Annotated in this window: 17 protein-coding genes; 7 read left to right on the forward strand and 10 right to left on the reverse strand. The window is 40.5% G+C overall.

All coding sequences use genetic code 11. The features are described from left to right. Positions 1-154 precede the first annotated feature (154 nt). The 3 genes from cobA (at position 155) to HWQ44_RS15895 (ending at position 3,130) form a co-directional block, all read left to right on the forward strand. Positions 155-1,750, forward strand: coding sequence for a uroporphyrinogen-III C-methyltransferase (gene cobA, locus HWQ44_RS15885; protein WP_292720187.1), 1,596 nt, complete (start codon positions 155-157; stop codon positions 1,748-1,750). 39 nt (positions 1,751-1,789) lie between these two features. Next, positions 1,790-2,386: a dephospho-CoA kinase gene (gene coaE / locus HWQ44_RS15890; protein ID WP_292720189.1), complete on the forward strand. Its 597-nt coding sequence runs from the start codon at positions 1,790-1,792 to the stop codon at positions 2,384-2,386. A 438-nt stretch (positions 2,387-2,824) separates the two neighbouring features. Next, positions 2,825-3,130 (forward strand): hypothetical protein, encoded by a 306-nt coding sequence (locus HWQ44_RS15895; protein ID WP_292720192.1) that lies wholly within the window; start codon positions 2,825-2,827, stop codon positions 3,128-3,130. A gap of 88 nt (positions 3,131-3,218) precedes the next feature. Here HWQ44_RS15895 and HWQ44_RS15900 read toward each other — a convergent pair whose 3' ends face one another. From HWQ44_RS15900 to HWQ44_RS15915, 4 genes are all read right to left on the reverse strand, one after another. Next, on the reverse strand, positions 3,219-4,622 hold the full coding sequence (locus HWQ44_RS15900; RefSeq protein ID WP_292720195.1) for a hypothetical protein: 1,404 nt from the start codon (positions 4,620-4,622) through the stop codon (positions 3,219-3,221). A 395-nt stretch (positions 4,623-5,017) separates the two neighbouring features. Beyond that, on the reverse strand, positions 5,018-5,383 hold the full coding sequence (locus HWQ44_RS15905) for a DOPA 4,5-dioxygenase family protein (RefSeq protein WP_292720197.1): 366 nt from the start codon (positions 5,381-5,383) through the stop codon (positions 5,018-5,020). A 104-nt stretch (positions 5,384-5,487) separates the two neighbouring features. Continuing rightward, a complete protein-coding gene (locus tag HWQ44_RS15910) occupies positions 5,488-6,024 on the reverse strand; it encodes a universal stress protein (RefSeq protein ID WP_292720293.1) in 537 nt (178 codons plus the stop codon). A gap of 667 nt (positions 6,025-6,691) precedes the next feature. Next, complete coding sequence (locus tag HWQ44_RS15915; RefSeq protein ID WP_292720199.1) at positions 6,692-8,050, reverse strand: ATP-binding protein; 1,359 nt, start codon at positions 8,048-8,050, stop codon at positions 6,692-6,694. A gap of 365 nt (positions 8,051-8,415) precedes the next feature. Here HWQ44_RS15915 and HWQ44_RS15920 point away from each other — a divergent pair, with 365 nt between their 5' ends. Beyond that, positions 8,416-9,585, forward strand: a complete 1,170-nt coding sequence (locus HWQ44_RS15920; RefSeq protein WP_292720201.1) for an S-layer homology domain-containing protein — start codon at positions 8,416-8,418, stop codon at positions 9,583-9,585. A 153-nt stretch (positions 9,586-9,738) separates the two neighbouring features. Here HWQ44_RS15920 and HWQ44_RS15925 read toward each other — a convergent pair whose 3' ends face one another. Beyond that, on the reverse strand, positions 9,739-10,176 hold the full coding sequence (locus HWQ44_RS15925) for a CAAD domain-containing protein (RefSeq protein ID WP_292720203.1): 438 nt from the start codon (positions 10,174-10,176) through the stop codon (positions 9,739-9,741). A gap of 960 nt (positions 10,177-11,136) precedes the next feature. Here HWQ44_RS15925 and HWQ44_RS15930 point away from each other — a divergent pair. Then, entirely contained in the window at positions 11,137-12,861 is a 1,725-nt protein-coding gene (locus HWQ44_RS15930; protein ID WP_292720205.1) for an ATP-binding protein, read from the forward strand. A gap of 308 nt (positions 12,862-13,169) precedes the next feature. Continuing rightward, positions 13,170-13,607 (forward strand): hypothetical protein, encoded by a 438-nt coding sequence (locus HWQ44_RS15935; RefSeq protein ID WP_292720207.1) that lies wholly within the window; start codon positions 13,170-13,172, stop codon positions 13,605-13,607. Between the two features lie 77 nt (positions 13,608-13,684). Here HWQ44_RS15935 and HWQ44_RS15940 read toward each other — a convergent pair whose 3' ends face one another. After that, positions 13,685-14,353, reverse strand: coding sequence for an HAD family hydrolase (locus HWQ44_RS15940; protein ID WP_292720209.1), 669 nt, complete (start codon positions 14,351-14,353; stop codon positions 13,685-13,687). 188 nt (positions 14,354-14,541) lie between these two features. Then, the gene (locus HWQ44_RS33580) at positions 14,542-18,846 is read right to left on the reverse strand and encodes a CHASE2 domain-containing protein (RefSeq protein WP_335202242.1); all 4,305 of its coding nucleotides are present in this window, start codon (positions 18,844-18,846) and stop codon (positions 14,542-14,544) included. Between the two features lie 23 nt (positions 18,847-18,869). Here HWQ44_RS33580 and HWQ44_RS15950 point away from each other — a divergent pair, with 23 nt between their 5' ends. Then, the gene (locus tag HWQ44_RS15950) at positions 18,870-19,256 is read left to right on the forward strand and encodes a hypothetical protein (RefSeq protein ID WP_292720212.1); all 387 of its coding nucleotides are present in this window, start codon (positions 18,870-18,872) and stop codon (positions 19,254-19,256) included. A 30-nt stretch (positions 19,257-19,286) separates the two neighbouring features. Here HWQ44_RS15950 and HWQ44_RS15955 read toward each other — a convergent pair whose 3' ends face one another. The 3 genes from HWQ44_RS15955 to HWQ44_RS15965 all read right to left on the reverse strand — a co-directional run bounded on the left by HWQ44_RS15955 (position 19,287) and on the right by HWQ44_RS15965 (position 23,792). Then, positions 19,287-20,591: a P-loop NTPase fold protein gene (locus tag HWQ44_RS15955; protein WP_292720214.1), complete on the reverse strand. Its 1,305-nt coding sequence runs from the start codon at positions 20,589-20,591 to the stop codon at positions 19,287-19,289. A gap of 439 nt (positions 20,592-21,030) precedes the next feature. Then, complete coding sequence (locus HWQ44_RS15960; RefSeq protein WP_292720217.1) at positions 21,031-22,386, reverse strand: (Fe-S)-binding protein; 1,356 nt, start codon at positions 22,384-22,386, stop codon at positions 21,031-21,033. 92 nt (positions 22,387-22,478) lie between these two features. Next, complete coding sequence (locus tag HWQ44_RS15965) at positions 22,479-23,792, reverse strand: FAD-binding oxidoreductase (protein WP_292720220.1); 1,314 nt, start codon at positions 23,790-23,792, stop codon at positions 22,479-22,481. Between the last annotated feature and the right edge of the window lie 502 nt (positions 23,793-24,294).

Genomic DNA, 24,294 nt, shown 5'->3' on the forward strand with positions numbered 1-24,294 from the left:
TGGGGACTGGGGACTGGGGACTGGGGACTGGGGACTGGGGACTGGGGACTGGGGACTGGGGATTAGGAAAGAAGCAGGGAAGCAGGGGAAGTAGGGGAAGAATAACAATGACAAATGACAAATGACAAATAACTATGACAAATGACAAATAACTATGACTCAAGAAAGGGGCAAAGTCTACCTCGTAGGTGCTGGGCCTGGAGATGTGGCATACCTAACAGTAAAAGCTTACAATCTCTTAGTTGCTGCTCAGGTGTTAGTCTACGATGCTTTAGTAGATGCTCAACTATTGCAGTGCGTACCAGATGATTGCCTGAAATTGGATGTCGGCAAACGCGGTGGTAAACCCAGTACAAACCAAGCTGAAATTAACAAGTTACTAGTAAAGCACTGCCAGCAAGGAAAACAAGTTGTACGGCTAAAATCAGGCGATCCGTTGATTTTTGGGCGTTGCACTTCCGAAATTGAAGCGTTGAAAGCATCTGGTTGTGATTTTGAACTAGTACCAGGAATTTCCTCAGCCCTTGCAGCCCCATTGTTAGCAGGAATTCCCCTCACAGATCCAGTTCTCAGTCGCACTTTTGCAGTGTTTACAGCCCATGAACCAGAAGTTTTAGACTGGGAGGCACTCTCACGCTTAGAGACACTGGTAATTTTGATGGGAGGGCAACATCTACCGGAGATTGTACATCAACTGGTGCGGCACAGGCGATCACACTTAACACCCATTGCCATCATCCGTTGGGCAGGAACTCCTCATCAACAAGTTTGGACAGCACAACTGGGCAATATTTTGGAACAAACCACCGGATTATCCCTTTCTCCAGCAGTAATTGTGATTGGCGAAGTTGTTGGGCTACGCAAGTACTTACAACCTGAGAAAATAGATTGTCAGGATTCGACTACAGTCAAAACTTCTAGCCCCCCTGCTATGTCAAGCAATTTCTCCCTATCTCCCCTTCCCCTTACTGGTAAAACAATCTTAGTGACACGTTCAGTTGGCCAGTCCAGTCAATTTAGCGATCGCCTCATTGCATTAGGTGCAATAGTCATCGAAATGCCTACCTTAGAAATCGGCCCGCCTTCTGGTTGGGAAGCTTTGGATGATGCGATCGCTCATTTATCTGATTTCGACTGGTTAATTCTTACTTCTACTAATGCCATAGACTACTTTTTTGCAAGGCTAACCACCCAAGGTAAAGATACCCGTGCTTTAGCAGGCGTCAAAATTGCCGTTGTTGGCGAGAAAACAGCCCAAAGTCTCAAACAACGCTCTCTCCAAGCAGATTTTATTCCCCCCAACTTTATTGCCGATTCTTTAGTGGAAAATTTTCCAGAGAAACTGGATGGTAAAAAGGTTTTATTTCCCAGAGTTGAAAGCGGCGGGAGAGAAGTTTTAGTTAAGGAATTAACTCTCAAGGGAGCAGAGGTAATTGAAGTTGCCGCATATCAATCTTGTTGTCCTAGTGGTATTCCACCTGCGGCAGAGTTAGCTCTCCAAAACCGCAAGATAGATGTGATTACCTTTGCCAGTTCTAAAACTGTACAATTTTTCTGTCAACTTACTGACAAGATATTTTCCAACAACTCTGATGCTAGCCAATTCTTAGAAGGAGTTTGTATTGCCTCTATCGGCCCCCAAACCTCCAAAACTTGTCATGCTTTATTCGGACGTGTGGATGTAGAAGCTGAAGAATATACTTTAGATGGTTTAACCCAAGCACTGATAACATGGGCAACAAATTCTTAGATAGAGGAACAGGGGAGAATGACAAATAACAAATAACAAATGACAAAACATATAATCGGCTTAACCGGAGGTATTGCCACAGGTAAAACCACTGTCACAAATTATTTAGCTAGCACTTATAATCTGCCAATTTTGGATGCAGATATTTATGCTAGAGAGGCAGTATCTTTAGGTTCGCCTATTCTCAGTGCGATCGCTCAACGTTACGGCGAACAAATTTTACTACCAGATGGCAGCCTCAACCGCCAAAAGCTAGGCGAAGTTATCTTTAATCGTCAAGATGAACGCAACTGGATAGATGATTTGATTCATCCTTATGTGCGCGATCGCTTCCTCAAAGCAATTGCCCAGTCTTCCTCACAAACACTGGTATTAGTAGTGCCTCTATTATTTGAAGCGGGAATGACTGATTTAGTTACAGAAATCTGGGTAGTGCGTTGTTCCCAAGAGCAACAACTACAAAGATTGATACAACGAAACCATTTAAATAGAGAACAGGCACAAGCTCGGATCAACAGCCAACTACCTATCGAAGAGAAAGTGGCTCATGCAGATGTAGTTTTAGATAACTCTTCCACCCTAGAAGTACTACTGAAACAGGTAGATACAGCCCTAAAAACTATGAGCGGTAACTAGAGTTTATCTATCTTAAAAAAGATACATGAACGCCATTCTTAAGACATAAAAGATTGATAAATTCATATTATCTCTTTAAGCAAAAAACACTCATATCTGACCAAATATTGTCTAATAATTAGGTGATTTTACAGTTGAATCTGCGGTGAATCGTACTGTAAATTTAAGTGAATAGTGAAACAATGACTGCTATCATCTCTGGTATTGCATGAGATACTTAATATTGGAGGTAATAAAGTAGTCAATAATATTAACAATAGTGAAGTTTTTCCTGACATATAGCATCATCATGACATCAATAGTTTATCTTACAAAAGATACATTTAGTATAAATTAAACATTAATATCTCAGAATTAAGTCTTAAAACAACTGAATTTTGAATTATTAATTCTATTTTTAAATTGCTTTTAAGTGCCTTATCTTCAATCAGAACAGGTATGAACTTAAGTTTTAGTTTTTTAAATAAATTCCCTCTGGTTAGTTTTCCAGCTAATCTATTAAAACAAAAGAATAAAATCCATGATTATAGCCAACAAGTTTGGGGAAGCGACTATGTATTTGAGCGCCTTAATGAAGGAATGATCGGGTATATGACTGGAGTAGGGAAAGGTATCAAACCCTGCGATCGCATTATTTTACGAGAAGGTTGTGAATCTTATCAATATCAAATTGAAGAAATTGATTACTATTCCGATCCGTCTGATATGTGGATAGCTTTACTCAAAGAAATACCGACTGACTAAATATTAAAATCAATCGGTTAGTTTAATTTCATAGGTGAAGATTCTTCTTCTCTTGCTAGACAACTAGACAATAAGATAAGTGAGATATCTATTTTAAATTGAGCAAAAAATGAGCTATTAAAGTATTCCTTTCGTAGGATAGCAAGTAAAGATGTAAAAGATTTGGGTTATCTTTATCAAGGTGCATTACTGAACCATCAACTGCTAAGTGGTGATGATCTATCCAACGCTCTTGGGAATCTAGTAAAAAACTGAAGTAAGGGCTGACATCTGGATGATTTTTTGTTAATTCATCGTAGCTTTGATAAAAAGGAGGTATCCCAATTCCCATCGGCATATATAAGCCTTTAGGATACTCTTTCACAGGCAATTGAGGAAGGTTTTTCAGATTCATCCCACTAATAAATAATCTATTTTGTTCATTAGTCTTAGTATCTGTAAATACTAACTCAATTTCTTGTAAATTTGTTTCAACACCAATCGGTTTAATATTCCTTAGAATAGCTTTATCAAATTTGCCTATTCTCCAGTATTGATTTGCCCAAGGCTTATTTTGATCGTAAAATCCTGGGGGTCGAAAACTGGCAAATTTAATTTCATTTTTAGCGTCATAAAAATCTCTCCATTTTGTGATATTGGTAGCTAGCGTCGTTCTCACTTTTCTACTTTGCTCTCCCGATACAATTATCTTTTCATCAAGGGGAAACTGAGTAGCGACTTCTTTTTGATCAATGACATTTCTCAGAAGATTAGTTGTTACTATTGTGCCACTTGGATCTTGCCAGTGTTCTAATTTCCACCAATGCCGCCAATAAGAAATATGATTAATATTTTCAAAAATATTTTTGTAATGTCCCATTGGGAAAGTGAACCAACTTTGATAATAAAGAGATTTATTACCATCCTCTTTAGTAAAAAGTAAAATTTCCCAAAATCCTGCATTTAAGCAATTATTAGCCAAGGCGACCTCTACAAGGTTTTGCTTTTCAAAACCGTCTCCTCCAACAATTTCTATATTTTTGGAATTAGCAGGAAAACTAACCTGTTGTCTGTTCCACTCCCGGTCTGTAAAAGCGATTGTTTCTAAACCTTGATCTTTTTTAACCCATTCGGGTGCTTTCGGGACTAATAGCTCTAAATCAATATTTTTTATAACTATTTGTGCTGTTTTGTTATCTGTTGGCTCAAGCACAAAATCAAAATGCGTATCATCTCTCTTAATAATTGTTAATTTTCTCTGAGAATATCTTTGAAAGTTTTTGCCTAAAGGCGCAGGATTGACTGGATAATCGACATTAGATAATTCTTGTAACTTTACAGTCATCTTATTATCAAATTTATATCTGGATTTAAACCAGAAACCACCCAACCCCAGCAAACCAAGGCATAGGATGAGGGTACTAAATAAAATCTGTTTCTTCGTGACTCTGAAATTAGTTTTGCCAAATTGGGAAATGCCTGCAATTTTTTCCTTCGCAGAGGTATTTTTCATTGGACAAATTTCTTTTGGTGGAAATGCTGCTTAACAGCATACCGTTTTGTAAAACTAATTCCTCATTTTTATTGGCAAAGGTCACATTAATAAACAGTTATCTGGAATTAAGGGGGATTTAATACCCATTTTCTGCGGATGTGGAACGCTAGCTAGTTCTCTCTTGAAAAATTGCTCTTTTTGGGGAGACCACAAGAGGAGCAATTTTTCGCTACACTTAGTTTAAGTTTCAGTCATAGTCTAAGCTCGACAAGCTGCTAAAAGCGTCTATGCATAGGCTGAAACCTTTATTTATTAAGAAATTGAAAAAGTTCAATTTCACCATAATTAGTCACAATAGAAAAACTTTCACGCTCCAGAACAAAACTTTTGCCTAATAAAGTGGGCTACTTCCCTTAATTGGATAAAGTCGAACTCAGTTGTCGAAGAAACTCAATATTCAAATCTAGCTTTTCTCCTAACCATAGGGAATGAACCGCGTGGTCTGCCACAGCATCGCCTGTTTCAGGGTGGACGAGAATATCCAATCCCTCACGATTGAGCATTAACCAAGGAACAACTTTATCAAACTGATTCGGTAAGAAAGCAACTTGATACATTCCTTTTGTGTGGGGCCCGATGGGCTTGTCAAACCAGCGTCCGAGTTGCACGTCAAACCTAGCGCCCAATCCTTCACGTACACGCGCAGCTACATCGCGACTTGCAGGATCGAAGTAAACATGAGCGTGAAAACCAGTGATCTCGATAGTCTCTTCTTTCATAGATCCACCTTTCGCTCATATAGGTCATAGATTGAGGTAATTAAGTAGGCGAGAACAAAGTAAATTCAGAATTTGGCTCACTAAGACTTATGCAATATTAGTAGTTAATTAACGCTGAAAGTCCTTGTAGTTTCTTTGACTACTTCATCTTTTTTAGGAGTAACTGAAAGATGGACAACATGCACTGAACAAGGAGCATGGTGAAGGACATAGTTACTCACACTACCGATAAATAGTTCCACCAGCCCAGAATGACCCCGACGCCCCATAACAATTAGGTCAGCGCCATAAGTACGGGCTAAGTCACAAACAATCCGACCAGGATTACCAACATTTTGTGTAAATTCCGTAGTCACACCTGCTGTGTTAGCTTGAACACAGAAAGATTGCAACATCTGGATTCCTAGATTTTTAAAGATATCCCACTCTTTTTGGTATAACTCGAAGCTTTGATGGCTCAATCCTGGATAGTAGTCAAAACTGGACAGCATAGGCCCGTAAGGACTCCCCTCTTCTTCGGGAGATAAGACATGCAGTAGCATTAAGCTAGCTTGTGTTAACTTTGCTAAACCCAACGCTTCATCAAATACCTGTTGCCCTATTTCCGAGCGATCTAATGCAACTAGAATCTTTTTAAACATCATATAGACCTCCGATTTCATTGGTAATTGGTCTTTACGGTTTTGGGTTTCCAAATACTGGATTCTCAAAAATGACTAAACCCTCAACTATGTTTAGCAACTTTTTAATTTTAAATTTGTTAAAGATTTTTACCCCATACTTATGTTTATAGCAAAACAAGTTGAGGAACTTGTGAGGAAAGCAAGCATTTATCTTTGATTCTCAAGGAGCATCCCTTTTTGAAAGAAACACCTTTTGACTCTCACCAAAACAGTGCTTGTTAGCAGATAGCTAGGGTTTACCCCGTGCCCAAGAACAAGTGCTGAGTAAAAAACTTATTTTTATTATCTCAGTTATCTGAGTTTGATTTTCATAATTGATCGAATTGTTTACTAAAATCTGCAAAGCGATGTCTACAAGGGTCTATGCCTACGCACCTTGATATAACATACTTCGGATTTTCGTGAGCGATCACTCTCATAAATGTTAAGAAAAATGCGGGTAATATATGGCCTTTTAGCAGAGAGATTCAGATTGGATTGCATACATAGGGCGCGTGGCAGCTTCCCGCAGAGTTCGAGCGATCGCTATATGAGTAATCATTCATAAAAAACAAGATCCCCGCCTTCTCTAAGAAGTCGGGAATCTATATCTTGCGGGCACAAAAAAGCACTAGCGGAGGTTTAATCAAACCAAAGGCAATAAGATTTCAAATTTTGTACCTATACCAGTCTGTGAATGAAAATTCAATTTCCCACCATGTCTGACGGTAATAATTCGATAACTTACTGCTAAACTAGTATTTTTACCATTCTTTGTTTCCAGCGAAAAAGACTCCATAATTTGCTGCTGTAACTCTTCAGACATTCCAGAGCCATTGTCAGCAATGCGAATTAAAATCCAGCGAGAATCTGCTACATTAGGATTGCTTGCTTCTTGGGAAATAACTTCTGTGGTAATCTCAATTCGGGGTTTTTGAACAGTTTTAGCCTCTTCCAAATGCAACTGCTGTCGAACTGCTTCATTGAGTAAAGTATCTACAACTTCGCTTAAAAGATTCATCAATACCTGGTTTAATTGCCCCATAAAGCAATATACTGGGGGTAATTGTCCATAATATTTGACGATTTCAATTTCTCCTTGAATCCGGCTATTAATTAATAAAATGATACTATCTATGCAAGCATGTAAATCTACTGGTTTGGGATAAAGTTCATCGATATGACAGAAGTTTTGTAAACTAGTGACAAGTTTTTTTAATCTTTCGGCTCCCGTGCGGATACTCGCAAGCGATCGCGACAAATCTTGTTCTAAAAAATCAAATTCAATCTCTTCTTTAATCTGATTAATTGCCTGAGAAACTGATGGTAACTCTTGATCGTAAGCCGCTATCAGCTTGAGTAAATCTTGGCTGTAGCTGGAAACATAAGTTATGTTACCCCAAATAAAACCCACTGGGTCTAGAATTTCGTGGGCTACGCCGTCTACCAAACGTCCCAGGTTTGCCATTTTATCATTTTGAATCATTTGGGCTTGGCTGCGTTCATACCGCACCAGATTGTCGATTCCTCGAATTTGCCAAGAAATAATATTTAATTCTTGAACATCTAACAATCTATAAGCACCAGATTCAGTTTGTACTACAATTGGTTCTGCTAATAATTCTGGCGATCGCTTCAAGCTAAGTTGCATCGCAGTTAAAATCGATGTTGTATCAGCAACCAGCAAAATTGGTGTTCGCGCATAGCTGTAGAGAACGGCTAATGGTTGCTGAACAAATAACTCTTGTCCATAGGGGCGAATCAAAAATTCCAGCAGTCGCCGCCGGGAAATCATCCCAATGAATTGTCCCTGTTCTACCAAAATTACTCCTGGTAGTAGGGGATATTTTTCCAAAAAACTAGCCGCTTCCATACCGGTGTGGTTGATTTCTACCGGGAAGTTGTACATTGGTAGTTCTTGGAGGGTTGACTCTAAACCAAGATCGCGATCGCTACCCTCAGACAAAAATGGCGGTGAGATTTGGCAACTGAATTCTTCTGGCACTAGACACCCTGATTTTTACAAAGACAGGTAAACAATAAGTTAATATTTTACATTCTGCCACCCTTAAAATCCGGTTTCAGTTTGGGTATTTAGTAAGACTAGTGATCTGTCAAGGGCAACTGGAAGTAGGTGGCGGGCGATTTCTAATCTGGGTAGAGAATATTTAAAAGGTAATTTATTGTTGAGTGGCGATGAAAGAGCCGATCATCTGCCCAATTGCGTAGACGCAAAGCGGCTTGTCGTGAGAAGAAACCCAATGTTTTACCATGAATTACGAATTATGAATTAAAAAGGGCTGGTGTAAAAGAGTCATCTGTGGCTTAATTTGTTTAGATACAAATTTTACTGCTACCAGGGTAATCACGATGACGAATAGACCTCCTTCCGAACCGGAGTCATCCCAAAGAACTGCCCTTGGCTTTGATGAATTTATAGCCATTCTGGTTGCCTTCACCACTATCGGAGCGATTCTTTTTTGGTCATTGTCCCGCAGGGATTCTAGCTGGAACTTAAACGGGCTGCTGTCGCCTTCTTCCACTCCGTCTGCTAGTGTTCAACCAAATCAGGTATTGCCCTACCCTACTCCCAAGGTAGAACCAAATGCAGTCCCCAACAAGGCTTTGCCCTCTTCTCCACCTGAGGCTGTTGTTGAACCCCAGACACCTTCACTCCCCACGAACAGCGCAACTCCTTCCCCCGCAGTGTTGCCATCTGCTCAGGTAATCCCAACTCAATCTCCACAACCACAGACGCCTGTATCCCCTTCAACAGGTGTTGAGTCATCAATTACATCATTAGCATTGCCTTTAGTAACTCCGGCAAAACAAAAATCAATTATTCCGCCGCCAATTGCATTTAACGATGTGCCCAATAACTTTTGGGGTCGGCGTTTTATAGACGTTCTTTCTTCCCGTAGTATTCTCAAAGGGTTTCCTGATTATTCTTTTAGACCAAATCAGCCTGTAAACCGCGCCGAATTTGCTGCCATACTGCAAAAAGCCTTTGACCAAGAACCATCTAAAACTGCGATCGCATTTCAAGATGTACCAGCAAAATTCTGGGCAAGTCCAGCAATTGACCAAGCCATCAATGCCGGATTTCTCAAAGGCTACCCGAAAAAAACCTTTAAACCACAACAAAATATTTCACGAGTGCAAGTTTTAGTTGCCCTTGTCAGTGGGTTGAATTTGAAAGCACCCACTTCTCCAAATCAGATTTTAAGTGTCTATAAAGATGCTAAAGATATTCCAAACTATGCTATTGGCAAAATAGCCGCTGCTACAACTAATGGTCTGGTAGTTAACTATCCAAATCCACAAGTCCTTGATCCCAACAAAGTAGCTAGTCGGGCTGAAGTAGCGGCGATGATTCATCAAGCTTTAGTAAAACGCGGCAAGTTGGAGGCAATTCCATCTCAAAATATAGTGCGTAGGCGTAACCCGCCGCAGACATCGCGTAGCGTGTCTCCAGTCCCTTCACTCGCTCCAAAGCCGAACCTAAAAGGTAACTTGTCCGCAGGAAGCCCGTCTCAGTGAGTATTTTAGATTTTTAATTAAAAATTGGGATGCTCAACCCCCTGCGGGGAAATTCAAAATTCAAAATTAGAGACTTAAAATTAAAAATCTTTTTTTGAATTTTGAATTAGAGCATTCGCGCAGCTTCTTTGCAGGGGAAGCGATAGTCAGATATTAAGCTTCTGGAATTTGCTTACCAACCACTTGTGATTTCAGAGTGGTGATTTCACTAGTTAACTCTTTCCTGGTTGAGGCTTTGAGTAAATAGCGGTAAACAAACCAGGCAGAATAACCAATACCGATCAACTCAAAAGTAGGTGCTACCAAGGGGATATCATTCAAAGCATCTAATATTGCCAAGAGTACCTTAACCCCAACAATCGCTCCCACAATTAAACCAACAGTTACCAGGGGTTGCTTATATTGATTAAAAAAGCCTCCCAGATATTCTGGTAATGTTGCTAAAAAGGTAGAAATTTGTTCCCCATATTTTAGCCATTCGTCTTGAGACTGTGCGGGAGGCTGAAGTTTGGTGATAGTTCCGGTTTGGCTATTGATCTCTGCCACTGTAGTCTCTTTGGATGCGGTTTCCGTAAATTCTTGTTCTGGCATTTTCACTCCCATAAATTTGACAGTTGAGTTTTTCTAATCTGGATAATTACAACCAAAAGGCTGTTGATTAGGTAATGTACAAGTGCATCATTACAATTGGGTAAAGGGCACAAAAGGGTTTTGGTGTCCTATAACCATAATTGCCCCGTAATATCTACTGCATCAACTACAAGGTAGACAGTCAGTAGGAGGATAGAACTCAGAAGGCAGCAAGATGTATTATAATCAACCATCTGAGTTCTATTTTTTGGAATCAACTGGAATCCTCAGGTTGTGATTATCCCATTCCGTGTCATTTGCTCATAATCGTACTAAATCTAAGTACAAATCATGCAAAAATCAGTCCACCTCTCATTTATATAAGCCTAGAAGCGGATTTCATCTGATATTAAAGCTATCTTAAGCCGCGTTCGTCAATTAACCCATTCGTATTGATATTAATACGTAATAAAAGTTTTTGTGTATTCATATAGACTAGACTTTTAATCTATTTTATGATAGAGATGCCTGGAGAGCAGGGGGAGAAGAATTAATAACCAATGCCCAATGCCCAATGCCCCATACCCAATACCCAAGCAACTTCAAACCTTTTGTTTTTTTCCTGATTGTATTAATTTCATAAGGAAGCAGTAAGGTAGAGTAGTGGCGTACCTGATGGCAAGAACTCATTGCTATCAACTGCAAGAAGTGTGGTAAGGAAAAAACGCTCTCAGGCGGGTCTTTAGTGAAGGGAACTATTCGTTGCTGCTGAAAAAAGTGAATTCTGCTGATTTAGTAATTGTACTTATTAATGTTGCTATAAAAAGCACTCTCATAGTATAGACTATGCTAATTATTTAGTAAGAAATGATTTGCTCTTGCTATAAAAGAAGATAATGTAGATGTTAAAGACTAATTGAAGTGTTTGTACAAGCTAGACTAATTTGGTGATTTTTGCGGGAAGGCAAGGAGGTTTGAGAAATGCCAACTCAAAAGCCAACCCCTAACGACAGCAGTTCAGAAAGCAAAAAAGTGTCAGCCGAAGAGCCATCGACAGACGAACTCCCAACCATAGAATTTCCCTCACGAGGGAAACTCAAAGCTAGTTCTTGGCGTATCCATCAAAAAATTGGCTATGGGTACTTTGTAGCTATCGGAATTGGCTTTTTTGGCTCACTGACTGGATTAGTGATCGCCAATTACTACCGGGGAAGGGAAGTTAGACAATTCAATCAAGCCTATGAACAAGGGCAACTACTGAGTAATTATAAAGATGCAGTCATCGGGGCGCAATTACATAGTTCTAACCTAGTTGCTGTATTGGAAAATTCACAGCAACTGCAAAGCAAAAAAGCTGATTTTCTGAAGAATGTTGAAAAAGCCAAGCAACTAGAGTCAAAAATTGGCGGATTTATCGACAGTAAACCTAAAAGACTAGCAGCAACAAGTTCGACTTTACAGACGTTATTACTGGATTACAAGACTAATTTAAAAGCTTACGTTGACAAAATCGAGGTTGTCTTACAGAAAATTGACTCTCCAAAAGTGCAGCCTCAGCAGATTTCCTCTGCCCGATCGCAGTTATTGACAATTATGCGTGGTGAAACAGCCATGCGGCTAGACCAGCTTTCGCAAAACTTGACTAACATCCTGCAAACTGCTGAAGATCAAGAGCAAGAAAGGCAAAAAGCGGTTGAGCAGGCAAAAATCGTTGAGCGATTCATCGTGATCTTGAGTATGCTGGTTTCGGTAGCGATCGCAGCTATTGTAGCTTGGCGTACCAGTCGGGCGATCGCTGAACCAGTTATTACTGTCACCCAAGTCGCTGAACAAGTGGCGAGGAAACATAATTTTGATTTGCGAGCGCCCGTCACAACTGAAGATGAAATTGGCCTACTCGCCAAATCTCTAAATCGTCTGATTGAGCGGGTATCTGAGCGAACAAAAGAACTACAACAAGCTAAAGAATTAGCCGAAGCAGCTAGCAAGGCAAAAAGCATATTTCTGGCCAATGTCAGCCACGAATTACGCACACCATTAAATGCTGTCATTGGCTTAAGCCAACTTCTAGAAGACGACGCCACCGATCTTGGTTTATCGGCAGACTTTATCACAGACTTAGAAACAATTAACTCTGCTGGTAAACATCTGCTGCATTTGATTAACGAAATCCTCGACTTGTCAAAAATTGAAGCGGGGAAAATGACCCTTTATCCTGAGACATTTGAGATTGCGACGCTGATTCATAACGTTGTCCTGACTGTCAAACCAGCTATAGAAAAAAATGCCAATGTTTTAGAAGTGGATTTTGATGAGCAACTTGGTATCATGTACGCCGATCAAACCAGGATGCGGCAGGTGTTGTTAAATTTACTCAGCAACGCCAGTAAATTCACCACAAACGGTAAGGTGACGCTGACAGTCAAGAGAGAAAAGGATGAATTTCGACCGGAGGCTCCTTTGGGGAGCATTACTTTCACCGTTACCGACACTGGTATAGGGATGTCTCACCGTCAACAGCAGCAGTTATTTCAACCTTTTACACAAGGAGATACCTCGACTACGAAAAAGTATGGAGGTACGGGACTGGGGTTGGCAATTAGCCGCCACTTTTGCCAGATGATGGGCGGTGAGATTATTGTTACAAGTCAGCCAGGAATTGGCTCTACTTTTACTATTCGTCTACCAATGACTGTGCAAGATTGAAGGAGACAGGATTTAAGGTAAAATCGGCGGTTATAAACCGCGTCTACACGCGGCTTTCAAACACTCAATGTTTCCTACAGCCTGGTCTATTTACCTGAAAATAGCTGTAACAGGAGATGATAAGAGCAAGCAGAGAATGCTTGTCAGTACTGGCTTCTAGGTTAAACTGACACCAGTGAACTTCTGTGTGCCCCGACAAAAGGCTTATATCCATAAAATTCTCTAACTCTGATACCATTTTCTGTAATTTCCTGCTTGCTAAAAAAATTAGTCGAATAGAATTAAGTACTTAGATAAGGAAGAGTGAAATGGGACTTAGCGAAGGACTTTTGAATCCGACCAAAAAGGCTATGGTGATAGATGACTGTTGCAACATGATAGAAAGACAGCTTGCATCCAAGTCAGGGATGAGCGGCATTGCTATAAAAACTGCCTTCGCCGCCCTGAAGGGGGTCAAGCCAGGGTATATCCCATACGTAGTTGAGCAGATCCTGCCGCAGTGCTTCACAGCACTTGATCCTATGTGGAGTGAAGGCGTAGAGAAAGGCAACCCAATTGAACACCTGAGTGCAAATCGCTCTCATACGGCAGATGCGCTACTGGGTGTCACGGATGCGAGAGTCAAGAATGCAAAGCGCCAAATCGTGCGAGGAACCTATGAAAAACTTCGCGGTTCAGCCAAAAAGCACGTAGAAGAAGCGGTGCCAGACTTAGCCAAAGTCATCGATAATTACACTAAGGTCTGAGCCAGAAGGGAAGAATCACAATAAACGTATGCCGCCGTTCGATGCGTCGGTGGCTGGCATACGGGGCAGATATTTATTTAAGCATTTGCGCCCAGAATAGAAGAGTCATACTGCTGTAGCAAATCTTCTGGATCATTGTAAATTGCGATCGCTCCCGACAGTTGTTCATCGCTAAAGCCACCGCAGCGCAAAGCAATCACACCTACCCCTGCTTTGCCGGCAGACTCAATATCGTAGGGCGAATCTCCTAGCATCACGACTTTTTCAGGAGTCATTTGCCCTTTGTTCAAGGCAGCTTCTACAATGTCAGGAGCAGGTTTAGATGCTTCGGCATCATCGGATGTAGTTACTTCCGATAGCAAATCATCTACTTGGGCAATTTTGAGCATGATCTCAAGTTCTTCAGAACTGGCTGAACTAGCGACAACCAGATGCAAGCCCGATTTTTGCATCTTTAATATTAAGTTTCTGCTCCCATTAGCAGCAGTTATTTTCGGTATATATTTGTCAAATAATAGTTCTTTGCGTAGTTTAGCGATCGCTTTGCCAGTTCCTTCTTCACCATTTAATTCTGGCACTACTTTGGGAATAAGTTGATCTCCACCCATGCCCATAAGTGGTCTAACTTTTTCAAATGGCACTTCCAAATCATAAGCTGCAAATGCCTCTACCCAGGTATTTGCATGAATATCATTACTTAAAACTAGTGTGCCATCAATATCTAAAATCACCCCTTCTAATGCCATGAAAAACCTCGGCTGACGTTTTGTTTCATAGCTGATGATGGCATGGCAAATAATTTACTTCATCGTCCTATGAGAGGAGAAGGGGGTTAGAGAAGAGATGGCGATCGCTCTGGCTCACATTCGGGTTATTCTGCAACGCCTCATGTACTCACTTGCAAGCCTACAAAATTTGTGAAAGCGTTATCTATTTATCTCCTAGCCTGATAATTTAGGATTACTAACCAACGTTCGGCAATACTTTTAAAAGTTGCAGCTTCGTGACTAAAGCTTTCTGAGGGTAAGCTTACCGACAAAGAGCGCAGGGCAATTATTAACTCATCAAGCAATTCGCACTGTCGGTCTACTAACGTAATATCCAAAGCAGTTTGTACTTCTTGGCTAATTTGCAAAAATAGGGGTAATACAGAGTTAATAGCTTTTGGCAATGGCGAAGGCATCCAAGCTAACTGATTGGAAACGGTAGCTATGTCTTCAATCGTCTGACAAGAATTAAGTGCATCCATAGCAACAATAATTAAATCATTAATAGCAGCGCTTTTTCTGGGAGTGGAGTTGATGAGATATCCAACAGCTACGCGAGCATCAGCCAAATTTCCATCATAGGCTTCTATTATTAACTCTAAAGTCCGCTGGAAGTGGAGTTTATCTAAAGGATAGCTGGGTACTACTGGCACAGGAATAATAGAGCATAATAGTGTTACTATTGCAGGAATTAAAGGTAACCACCAACCTAATATCAAAGCCATGTAACAACCACCAGCAAGACAAATTATTGCTATAAAGATACTGGGGGTTGACAGTTGCAAAGAACGCAATCTCCATAACACTAAACTAATACTTGCTCCCACGGCTGACCAGGCGAAGATCCACAACCATTCCATTGGCTCAGACCAGGTTTTGATTAAAGGTCGCTTATCTATTACTGCACCAAGGATCTGGCTGACCATGTGAGCTTGTACCAGTACTCCTGGCATTTGCTCATATAAAGGAATGCCATAAGGTGTAGACCAGGTGTCTGGAGAACCCCCCTTTGCAGTCACACCAATGAGAACAATCCGGTTTTTGATGGCATTGGGGTTAATTGGACTAGATAAAAATTGCGTTAGCTTTACCTGTTCGGCTATTTCTTTTGAAGAACGATAGTTGAGTAAGATTTGACCGCCATTGGCATCGATATTGTAACTGGTACGAGACGAAAGGTTTTGAAAAATAGTCTTACCCAACTGCAAATTTCCTTCAGAGGTGAACTTTGTTTGAATTCCTAAAGGGCGCAGATAAAGGGATGCTAGTTGTAAACTGAAGGAATATGGAGCAGAACACAATGATGTCGCCTCTTGGTTCATAAAGAGAAGATGCCGACGTATTACTCCATCGCGATCGTGAATAAAGTCACTGAATCCCAGATTTGCTGGAGGGATTTCTGGTGGCGGCTTAATGCCTTTGATATTTCCTGAGCGATCGCTCCCCTTGCATACGCCAACCAAGTTCTGAGTTTGCTGGAGACGAGTAATTAAATCTGGCTCTTTGACCTTAAAATCACGGTAGATATATAAGCCGATCACTCTGGGTTTATACTGTTTTAGTTTTGCCAGTAGTTTGTTGAGAGATTTTTCGGAAATGGAAGCTCCGATCAAGGACTCGCCATTTTGTCTTTGAATGGCTAAATCTTCATCGTCAATTGTGATTACCAGCAGACGCGGATCAAATCCCTCAGCAGGACGCGATCGCATTATCTGATCATAAGCTGCTAATTCCAAAGGTTGTAGCAAGCCATAAAGACGTAAGACAGAAACACAGCCTGTAATGCTTACAGCTTTAATCAAGATCATTAATATTACCCACTTAATCTTAATTTTCTGCTCTAGAGGTTCCCGTTTTGCTTGCTGTTGAGCTGTTGTCAATATCTCGTTTGCATTTACTACACGAGTGAGTCTATCTTCACTAAGCTTACGTCGTGTTCTTTCTTTTTCAAGCTGTGTAACTAATGTCTCTCCCTGTTGTTGGCGAATCAGAGATACTAAATAATCATGCACCAGTTGATAACGGTCAGATGGAGATTCTGGTAGCAGCAAGACTAACCTTGATGCCACAAAAATCTCTAACACCAAATCCAGTTTATCGGCTTCTACTACCAAATCTGCTACTAATTCAGCACGAGTCTTCAGGGGACGAGTACCATTTTCATCTGTGAGTAAATATAAAACCAGTCGTGCAACACGTTCATGTTCAGCACCACAATCTGTAATTACTTCTTTTAAAAATCGCTCAACCAGTTTTTCTTTAGTACCAAACTGACGATACTTATCTAAAGTTGTAATTCTATCAGTTTGCAGTTGCATCCCCACAATTTGTAACTCAATCGGGCGTACCTCACCCAATTCACCTGCTAAATCCCGCACTAATTCATCAATCAGTACAGGCTCTAAGTAAAAGTGAGAGCGTTCTGTTAAACTCTGCACAACTGCTTTAGCATCGTCTGGCGAAAAGTTACCCAAATAATAGCGAATATTTTTATCGAGAATATTATTATTAATTGCACTTAAATTAAACAGACGTTCTAACTCTAATAAATAATGTAAATAATCTTCCCGCAAAGACAGAATTATTTTAACAAAAGGAATATCGAGACAAACGCGCAAAAACTCATAAAATGCTCGTCGTTGACCTTGGTCTGGATAAACAAAGAAGAACTCCTCAAACTGGTCAAACATTAAAACCGTCAACAAATTCCGGTCAGCATTTCTCCGTAATTGTTCTAAAATAGCCGCGGAAGAATCAAGATTAGCAAATAATTCCTTACCTCTAACTTCCTCAAAAGCCGTAGCCAAACTCCGCCCCAAGATCCCTACCCAATCTGTATAAACTCGCAACAAAATGGGTAAACCATCTCGCTCACCAATTGCTTCCTGTTGCAACGCCGGGATTAATCCACCCTGCAAAATTGAGCTTTTACCCACTCCTGACTGACCATGAATTATAGTCAATTTATGCTCAGTCCCACCAATTCTTTCTCGTAACTGCTTAACATCTTGTCCCCGACCAGAAGCTGCAATCTCTTCAGCAATGGTTTCAGGATTTTCTATTTGCAACTGTGCAGAATTAATTGCTTGTCGCTGCGGGTTGAGATAAGATGCACCAACAAAAGCGCGGAAACCGTACTGTTGTTCAATCTGTAATTGCTCTTGCTTAATATTAAAAGCTTTAAGATATTCACCTTGTTCAAAGTAGAGTAAACGCAACCTTTCTAATATAGATATATATAATTGTGGATTGTACTGATGATTACTTTCCTTTTTTGCATTTTTTAAACTATTAATTGCTACTTTATATTGACCTAAACCCTGTTGAGATTTTGCTAAAATAAACCGATACAACCCAAATTCATCTGATTGAAGATTAGGGATATCAGCTAATATTTGCAATGCTTGCCCCGCAAGTTTACGAGCTTCTTCCCAGCGTGACTGTTCTAAAGCTACTTCTGCCAAAAAACCATAATCTTTAGCCAACTGCAACGGCGTGCCATAATTTTGATGTAGCAGCAGAGATTTATCAACAAGGCTTTGCAACTTTGACCATGCTTGTAAACGTCGCAGCACTTCAGCCAGTTTAGTAATGTGTTTTGCAACTAAATCTGAACGTTGTGCTTGTTCAAAAATTTCAATAGCTTGCTGAAGGTAATTTTTAGACTCTTGCCAATAGCGTTGATTTTCTGTCTGATTTTTTTCAGCTTGGCGGTTATAAACTGAAGCAATATTAACAAGTAATATACCTTGTCGCTCTAAATAATTACTTTGTCGCCAGAACTCCAAGCTTTGTTGATAATATGTTAAAGCAGAATCTATCTCATCATGTAGATAATCATTTAAACCAAGCACAAATTTTAAACTTGCTTGCAGTCCTAGCTTTAATACCTTTTGACGGTTTTGCAAATCTTGACGAGCAGTTTCTAGTTCCCGGCAAATTTGGGGATTCGGCGTAACATCACCAGCAAAGATTTCATCGCTTTTTTTCTGAAGGAAATTGACTAACTCATCGGTAGGGTTTTCAAATTCAGTGATAGTTGCCCAATTTTCTAAATCAGTTGCTAATCGAATAAATTTTTGCAGAACTGAATCATTAACCCACAACAATATCGGAAACGGGAAGTTTTTTCTAAACTCCTCCCGTACTTGGTTAGCTGAAGTCAGAACTGTATCAATATCTTTAACTGACTCCAAACCAAAAATCATTAATGCAGGTGGCTGTTCATCTCCCAGTTGTTCGCGTATATTTGTGTAAAGCGTTTTGACTGATGCAGGTAAAGTAATTTCGCGAATGTGTACAGGAGATAATTGGCGCAGGCGTTCTACCATGCGCTGACGTAAATCAGTATAGTTACAGCGCAGTAAAATCAGCGAAAATGTTTCTTGAGAAAGGGTAATTGTTCGCACCAGAGTTTGCAATGAATGCTCATTGTCAAAGGCTAAATTTTCTGGCTCTTGCTGATTACTCATAACATACAGCAGTTTTCTTTTGCATGAAGTACAAAGCTACGGGTTTTGAGGCAGGGGGCAGGAGGCAGGGGGGCAGAAAGGATGATGAACGATTTCTGCTAGTTGTAAAAGCTGTAGTTGTGAAGATGACAACTGACACGGCTCCCGCACTTGTTGATATAGCTCCCGCACTTGTTGATATAGCTCCTGCACTTGTTGATATAGCTCCCGCACTTGTTGATATAGCTCCCGCACTTGCTGATATAGCTCCCGCACTTGCTGATATAGCTCCTGCACTTGTCGATTTAGCTCCCACACTTGCTGATATAGCTCCCGCACTTGCTGATATAGCTCCCGCACTTGCTGATATAGCTCCCGCACTTGCTGATACCGCTAACGTTGTGCCATTTTACAAAATACCTGATAGTTAAGGGCGTAGAACTCTACGCCTCACAGCCGATTTATAACTTAAATTCCTTGGCTTCTGCCAAAATCGGATTGACATCAAACCACGAACCATCCTCATTCCGGTATTCAAATACAAACATACTGCGGAGCAAAAGTTCGTATCTTTCATGACCTCTCAAGCTTTTCTCTTGCGTCACCTCACGCAGTAATTCCCATTCATCGGGCGTAATTGCCAAAGTTAGCTCATTGCGGCGTTGTTTAATCACCCTATTTACACACTCACGCGACAAAGGTGGGTCTTCTTGCTGAAGACAGCGAAACAATAACATCAACAAATTACGCAAATGACCACCGCTAACTTGGCAAAGTCGCTCTAAAGTATCAGGACTATCAAAAACCTCAGTAATTAAATTCCGACTTTGTTCCCAACTGACACCAGGAAAAGCCCTCGCCATGACCATCTGTTGCAGTAGCGTAATTCCTTGTGAGAATTGCGAACCATCTTGTAATTGCACAGGAACCATCGGTAAAACCTTGGGGTCTACGCCAAAGCGATTTGTTAACCTTCCTAAAGCGTTGGAAAAAATCAACACTAACGGAATGGTATAAACAACATGACAATTTAGCTGGTTTAACTGTTCACCCCGTTCCACAAAGAGATATTCTGGCTGGTAATGACCGGAAGGTTTCTGAGAGTTATCTACTCTGTCGAGATTATCTATAATTACCACCAGTCCTTTTTTACCCTGCTGCTTGAGTTTTTCTCTAGCAGGCTTGAGCAATTCTTTGTTAATTGATTCTAAAATGCCATTGGTGCGCGGTTCTAAATATTGCCGTAACTGACCGCGAAGTTTGGGACTATCTTTAGTTTTGGCGGTAATCTTGGCAATACCTACAGATAATTCCGCCTCAACGCCTATATCTAGCGGCGTTTGCAAAAACTCAGAAATTTCCGTAAACAGATTTTTAAAGTATCCTGGTTTGAGGTTAATTTTGATTGCTTCTAGACTTTGACTCACCTCACGAGCTACTGCTAATAAAATATCTGTAACATCAATATCAGCCATATCCAGGCTTTGGCTAGACTCGAAATAAACGACATGCAATCCCTGCTGCTCTAACTCTGCTTTCAGCCGCAGTAACTCAGTGGATTTGCCACAACCTATATGTCCTGTAAATAATTGACAGGTAGGTTCTTCAGGTGCAAGGCGGGTGATAGTTCGTCCTAATTCTTCAATAATCTTGGCACCACGAACTTTAGAGAAATCAATATAATACTGTCTATCTTCCGGTTTGCTTACAACCAGAGTCTTACTGGGGTTGCAAGCCTGAAAAAACCTGACTAAATCTAGTTTCATCAAAAATCACCTGAAATCAGCCTGACGCTCTTGCCCATTTCAGTGATTATACAGACGACAAAGCCGCTATTTCGGAAAAAACTTCTTCAAAATGACTGATTAAGAACTTCCAAGCGAAAAAATATCTAACTTTTCTTGTGGGGCGCGTGTCTCACCCGCCTACAACCAAGGGCGGACAAGATGTCATTGGTGTCAAGTTAAGCTCAAACTTCCTATGTCAATAAGCATTTAGGCTTAAAAATTCGGTTTGAAAGGGACAAAAAACGAACTTTTTCATGGACTATTAATGCTTTGTTTATTAGCATCACTCCCAGCTTGCGTATAAAAGTCAGAAAAAAGTTCACCTTTATACTTCGTTCCTAACAAAACCTATCGTTGACAAATGGGTTTTAACCTTAAGTTGACACTAATGACAAGATGTCCACCCCACAAGAAATATCTACAATTTCAATTTCTCACCGCGAATCGAATAATCTAACAACTCCATCGGGTGAATAACTGAAATCTTCTTACCTTGCAACTGCAAATGTTTTGTAATCTGCAAAGTACACCCCGGATTAGCAGAAGCAATTAACTCAGCACCAGTATTCAACAAATTCTCTACTTTTTGCCGACCTAATTCTTCAGAAACTTCTGGTTGCAGCATATTATAGACTCCAGCACTGCCACAACATAAAGCTGCGTCTATTGGTTCTCTCAACTTCACCCCTGGAATTTGCCGCAATATCTGACGCGGTTGGACGCTAATCTTTTGTCCATGCAATAAATGACAAGCATCTTGATAAACTAAATTCAAGGTTTTATCAGTCAGTGGCGATAATTTTGCTGTTAACCCAACAGTTGCCAAAAATTCTTGAGCATCTTTAACCTTAGCTGCAAAATCCTTTGCCTTTTCCCGATATTCTGGGTCATCTTCTAAGATATGACCATATTCTTTCAAAGTATGACCACAACCAGCAGCATTGATAATTACAAAATCCACATCCGTCTTGGCAAAACTATCAATCATCTGCCTTGCTAAAGCTTTCGCCTGTTCTGTTTGTCCTTGGTGTTCGGGAAGCGCCGCACAACAACCTTGAGATTTCGGAATCACAACTTCACAACCATTGGCTGTTAAAACGCGCACTGTTGCTTCATTCACGGGGGAGAAAAATAGCCTTTGGACGCAACCTAAAATCATCCCAACTCGGTAGCGCTTCTCACCTTTAGCGGGAATCACAGTAGGTAAACTATCCTGAAAAGATTTGAGAGTGATTTCTGGCAGAATTGATTCCATTGCTGCCAAACGGGGTGATATTTTATTGAGTAAACCCGTAGCCCGAAATAATTTGGCAAAACCCAACTTTTGATAAACCAACAACGGAACTAGTAAAACTCGTAAAAGATTGGGATAGGGAAACAGAGAAAATATCAGTTGACGAAAAAATTGGTCTGGTAAACTGCGGGGATAATTCCGTTCAACTTGGTGACGAGTTGCAGAAATTAACTTGTCATACTGCACACCAGAAGGACAAGTACTCACACAAGCAAGACACCCCAAACAAGAATCAAAATGTTCTACTGTTGCCGTATTCAGGGCAATCTCACCCTCATTAATCGCATCCATTAAATAGATACGTCCTCTAGGAGAATCCATCTCCTTGCCAAGTACCCGATAACTGGGACAAGTCGAGAGACAAAATCCACAATGTACACAACTATCAATCAACTTCGGGTCAGGCGGATGATTAACATCAAACCCCTTTAAATTCTTTAAACTAGCTGTATTATTAACAGAATTTTCTGAAACTTGCATATAACTTCTTGTCCCCTCTCTCTTTGCGTCTTTAGAATCCTTGGTGGTAGCCTGCGCCAAGTTGCTGGCTGCATGTCTACACTTTCTTAAAACTAAATTTCACCCACAAACCGACCAGGGCTTAAAATATTTTTACTATCAAATTGTTCCTTAATACGGCGCATCAACGGCAAAGCGTTGCCAGTATAACCCCAAACATCTATTTGTTGTTTAACCGCTATTGGTGCTGACAAAATTGTTAAAAAACCTCTATGAGCTTGAGTGCGATCGCGGATTTGAAAAACTTGATTTTTACTCTCTAATTGTAACAAACCTAAACCACTACTAATATGAATTAAACCCCACTCTACCTGAGTCAAAATCTCTATAGCAGCAGTAGGTAACACTCCTATTTTGCAGGTAATTACAGATTCTGTAGCAGTAGTATGTATTTGTTCTTGCAATCTCTGCCATAGATTAGCTTCATCAGTATCTGCAAAAATTGTCCCATCTAATCCCAACTTTTGCCCAACTTGCAAAACTCGGTTTGACTGTTCTTTAACACTCTCACTAATACTTTGAAAGCGAGCAATTAATCCCAGTCCTTGACCCAACCCTAAACTAGACACCAATTTAGTTGATAGCAAATCAGCCTGGACTGGTGTTAACGCCGAACCTCGAAGGATATCAGCCGCTTGGGATACAGCCTCTGCACTGCCGGTCAATACCACCGTCCCTGATGCTTCTGATAGCGGATACAGGCGAAAAGTTAGCTGACTAATAAAACCTAATGTGCCATAAGACCCCGTAAGCAACTTCATTAAGTCATATCCAGCAACATTTTTAACTACTCTTCCCCCAGCTTTAGCAATTTCTCCATCAGCACGGACAAAGGTAATACCTAGTAACTGGTCGCGCACACTACCATAGCGTTGCCGCAGAGAACCTGTATCACCTGTGGCAACAATACCGCCAATAGTAGCTGACTCTGGTGCTGTGGGATCAAGGGCGAGAAATTGCCGCGACTTTGCCAAAAGTGCTTGCAAATCGGAGAACTTCATCCCCGCTTCTACTGTGACAGTCAAATCGCCAACAGCGTGTTCAATCAGTTGGTTGATGCGTTCCGTACTAACTACGACATCAACACCCTTAGCTAAACCACCCCAGTTGAGTTTACTGCCACTACCACAGGGGAGGACACGCCAGTTGTTTGTGTGAGCAGTAGCGATGACTGCGGCTAGCTGTTCTTGGCTACGAGGATAGACAATACAACTGGGAAGTTTCCCAGAAGCTATAGCCTGCTGGATACGTTTTTGCTGACCTAGTTCGAGATTTTCCCAAAGACAAATAGCATTTTCTTCATCGACGATAGATGCAAGTTCAGAAGCGCAGACGCCTTGCGGCTTGTCGTTAGACATCGCTTTCATTGAGTTTATTTTTTTACGCCCTACTTCTAATTTACTGGCTAACTTGACCAAAAAAGCGCATTGCCATTAATACACGGTGGGTAATTCTGTTGCGAGTTCTGCTTCAAAAGAGTCAAGGGAGCAAATCCCCTGTCTTGACTCTTTTATAAATTTCTTGCAAAAAAAGCCTTAATATCAATCAGCGATGAAGATGCACCTAACATTTATTAAACGAACTGCCAAATACGCCAAGAGTCAGGGGAAGCATCCCAAATTTGGAAATTTCAGGAGAGAAAGTAGCAGGTGAGTAAATTTTACTAACCTACTACAGGTAGAGTTAGGAGACAGTTGGAATATTTACAACATCTTAATATGGGAAAAATCATAAATTACAGCAGTATTTGTTGAATAGACTAGAGAGGTTTGGAGAGATATTTAGGCTTAGTCTATTCATTTGAATATTGCTATATAAGTATTATTTTTAATAATAAATTTATGTCGCTCTGATTAACTTTAAAAAAAG

Source organism: Nostoc sp. JL34, from assembly GCF_017114945.1.
Classification (GTDB): Bacteria; Cyanobacteriota; Cyanobacteriia; order Cyanobacteriales; family Nostocaceae; genus Nostoc.

What these genes read in the sequence shown, in the direction of transcription:
- cobA (WP_292720187.1), top strand. Translation starts at nt 155, where the DNA reads ATGACTCAAGAAAGGGGCAAAGTCTACCTCGTAGGTGCTGGGCCTGGA.
- coaE (WP_292720189.1), top strand. Translation starts at nt 1,790, where the DNA reads ATGACAAAACATATAATCGGCTTAACCGGAGGTATTGCCACAGGTAAA.
- HWQ44_RS15895 (WP_292720192.1), top strand. Translation starts at nt 2,825, where the DNA reads ATGAACTTAAGTTTTAGTTTTTTAAATAAATTCCCTCTGGTTAGTTTT.
- HWQ44_RS15900 (WP_292720195.1), bottom strand. Translation starts at nt 4,622, where the DNA reads ATGAAAAATACCTCTGCGAAGGAAAAAATTGCAGGCATTTCCCAATTT.
- HWQ44_RS15905 (WP_292720197.1), bottom strand. Translation starts at nt 5,383, where the DNA reads ATGAAAGAAGAGACTATCGAGATCACTGGTTTTCACGCTCATGTTTAC.
- HWQ44_RS15910 (WP_292720293.1), bottom strand. Translation starts at nt 6,024, where the DNA reads ATGTTTAAAAAGATTCTAGTTGCATTAGATCGCTCGGAAATAGGGCAA.
- HWQ44_RS15920 (WP_292720201.1), top strand. Translation starts at nt 8,416, where the DNA reads ATGACGAATAGACCTCCTTCCGAACCGGAGTCATCCCAAAGAACTGCC.
- HWQ44_RS15925 (WP_292720203.1), bottom strand. Translation starts at nt 10,176, where the DNA reads ATGCCAGAACAAGAATTTACGGAAACCGCATCCAAAGAGACTACAGTG.
- HWQ44_RS15930 (WP_292720205.1), top strand. Translation starts at nt 11,137, where the DNA reads ATGCCAACTCAAAAGCCAACCCCTAACGACAGCAGTTCAGAAAGCAAA.
- HWQ44_RS15935 (WP_292720207.1), top strand. Translation starts at nt 13,170, where the DNA reads ATGGGACTTAGCGAAGGACTTTTGAATCCGACCAAAAAGGCTATGGTG.
- HWQ44_RS15940 (WP_292720209.1), bottom strand. Translation starts at nt 14,353, where the DNA reads ATGGCATTAGAAGGGGTGATTTTAGATATTGATGGCACACTAGTTTTA.
- HWQ44_RS33580 (WP_335202242.1), bottom strand. Translation starts at nt 18,846, where the DNA reads ATGAGTAATCAGCAAGAGCCAGAAAATTTAGCCTTTGACAATGAGCAT.
- HWQ44_RS15950 (WP_292720212.1), top strand. Translation starts at nt 18,870, where the DNA reads ATGAAGTACAAAGCTACGGGTTTTGAGGCAGGGGGCAGGAGGCAGGGG.
- HWQ44_RS15955 (WP_292720214.1), bottom strand. Translation starts at nt 20,591, where the DNA reads ATGAAACTAGATTTAGTCAGGTTTTTTCAGGCTTGCAACCCCAGTAAG.
- HWQ44_RS15960 (WP_292720217.1), bottom strand. Translation starts at nt 22,386, where the DNA reads ATGCAAGTTTCAGAAAATTCTGTTAATAATACAGCTAGTTTAAAGAAT.
- HWQ44_RS15965 (WP_292720220.1), bottom strand. Translation starts at nt 23,792, where the DNA reads ATGAAAGCGATGTCTAACGACAAGCCGCAAGGCGTCTGCGCTTCTGAA.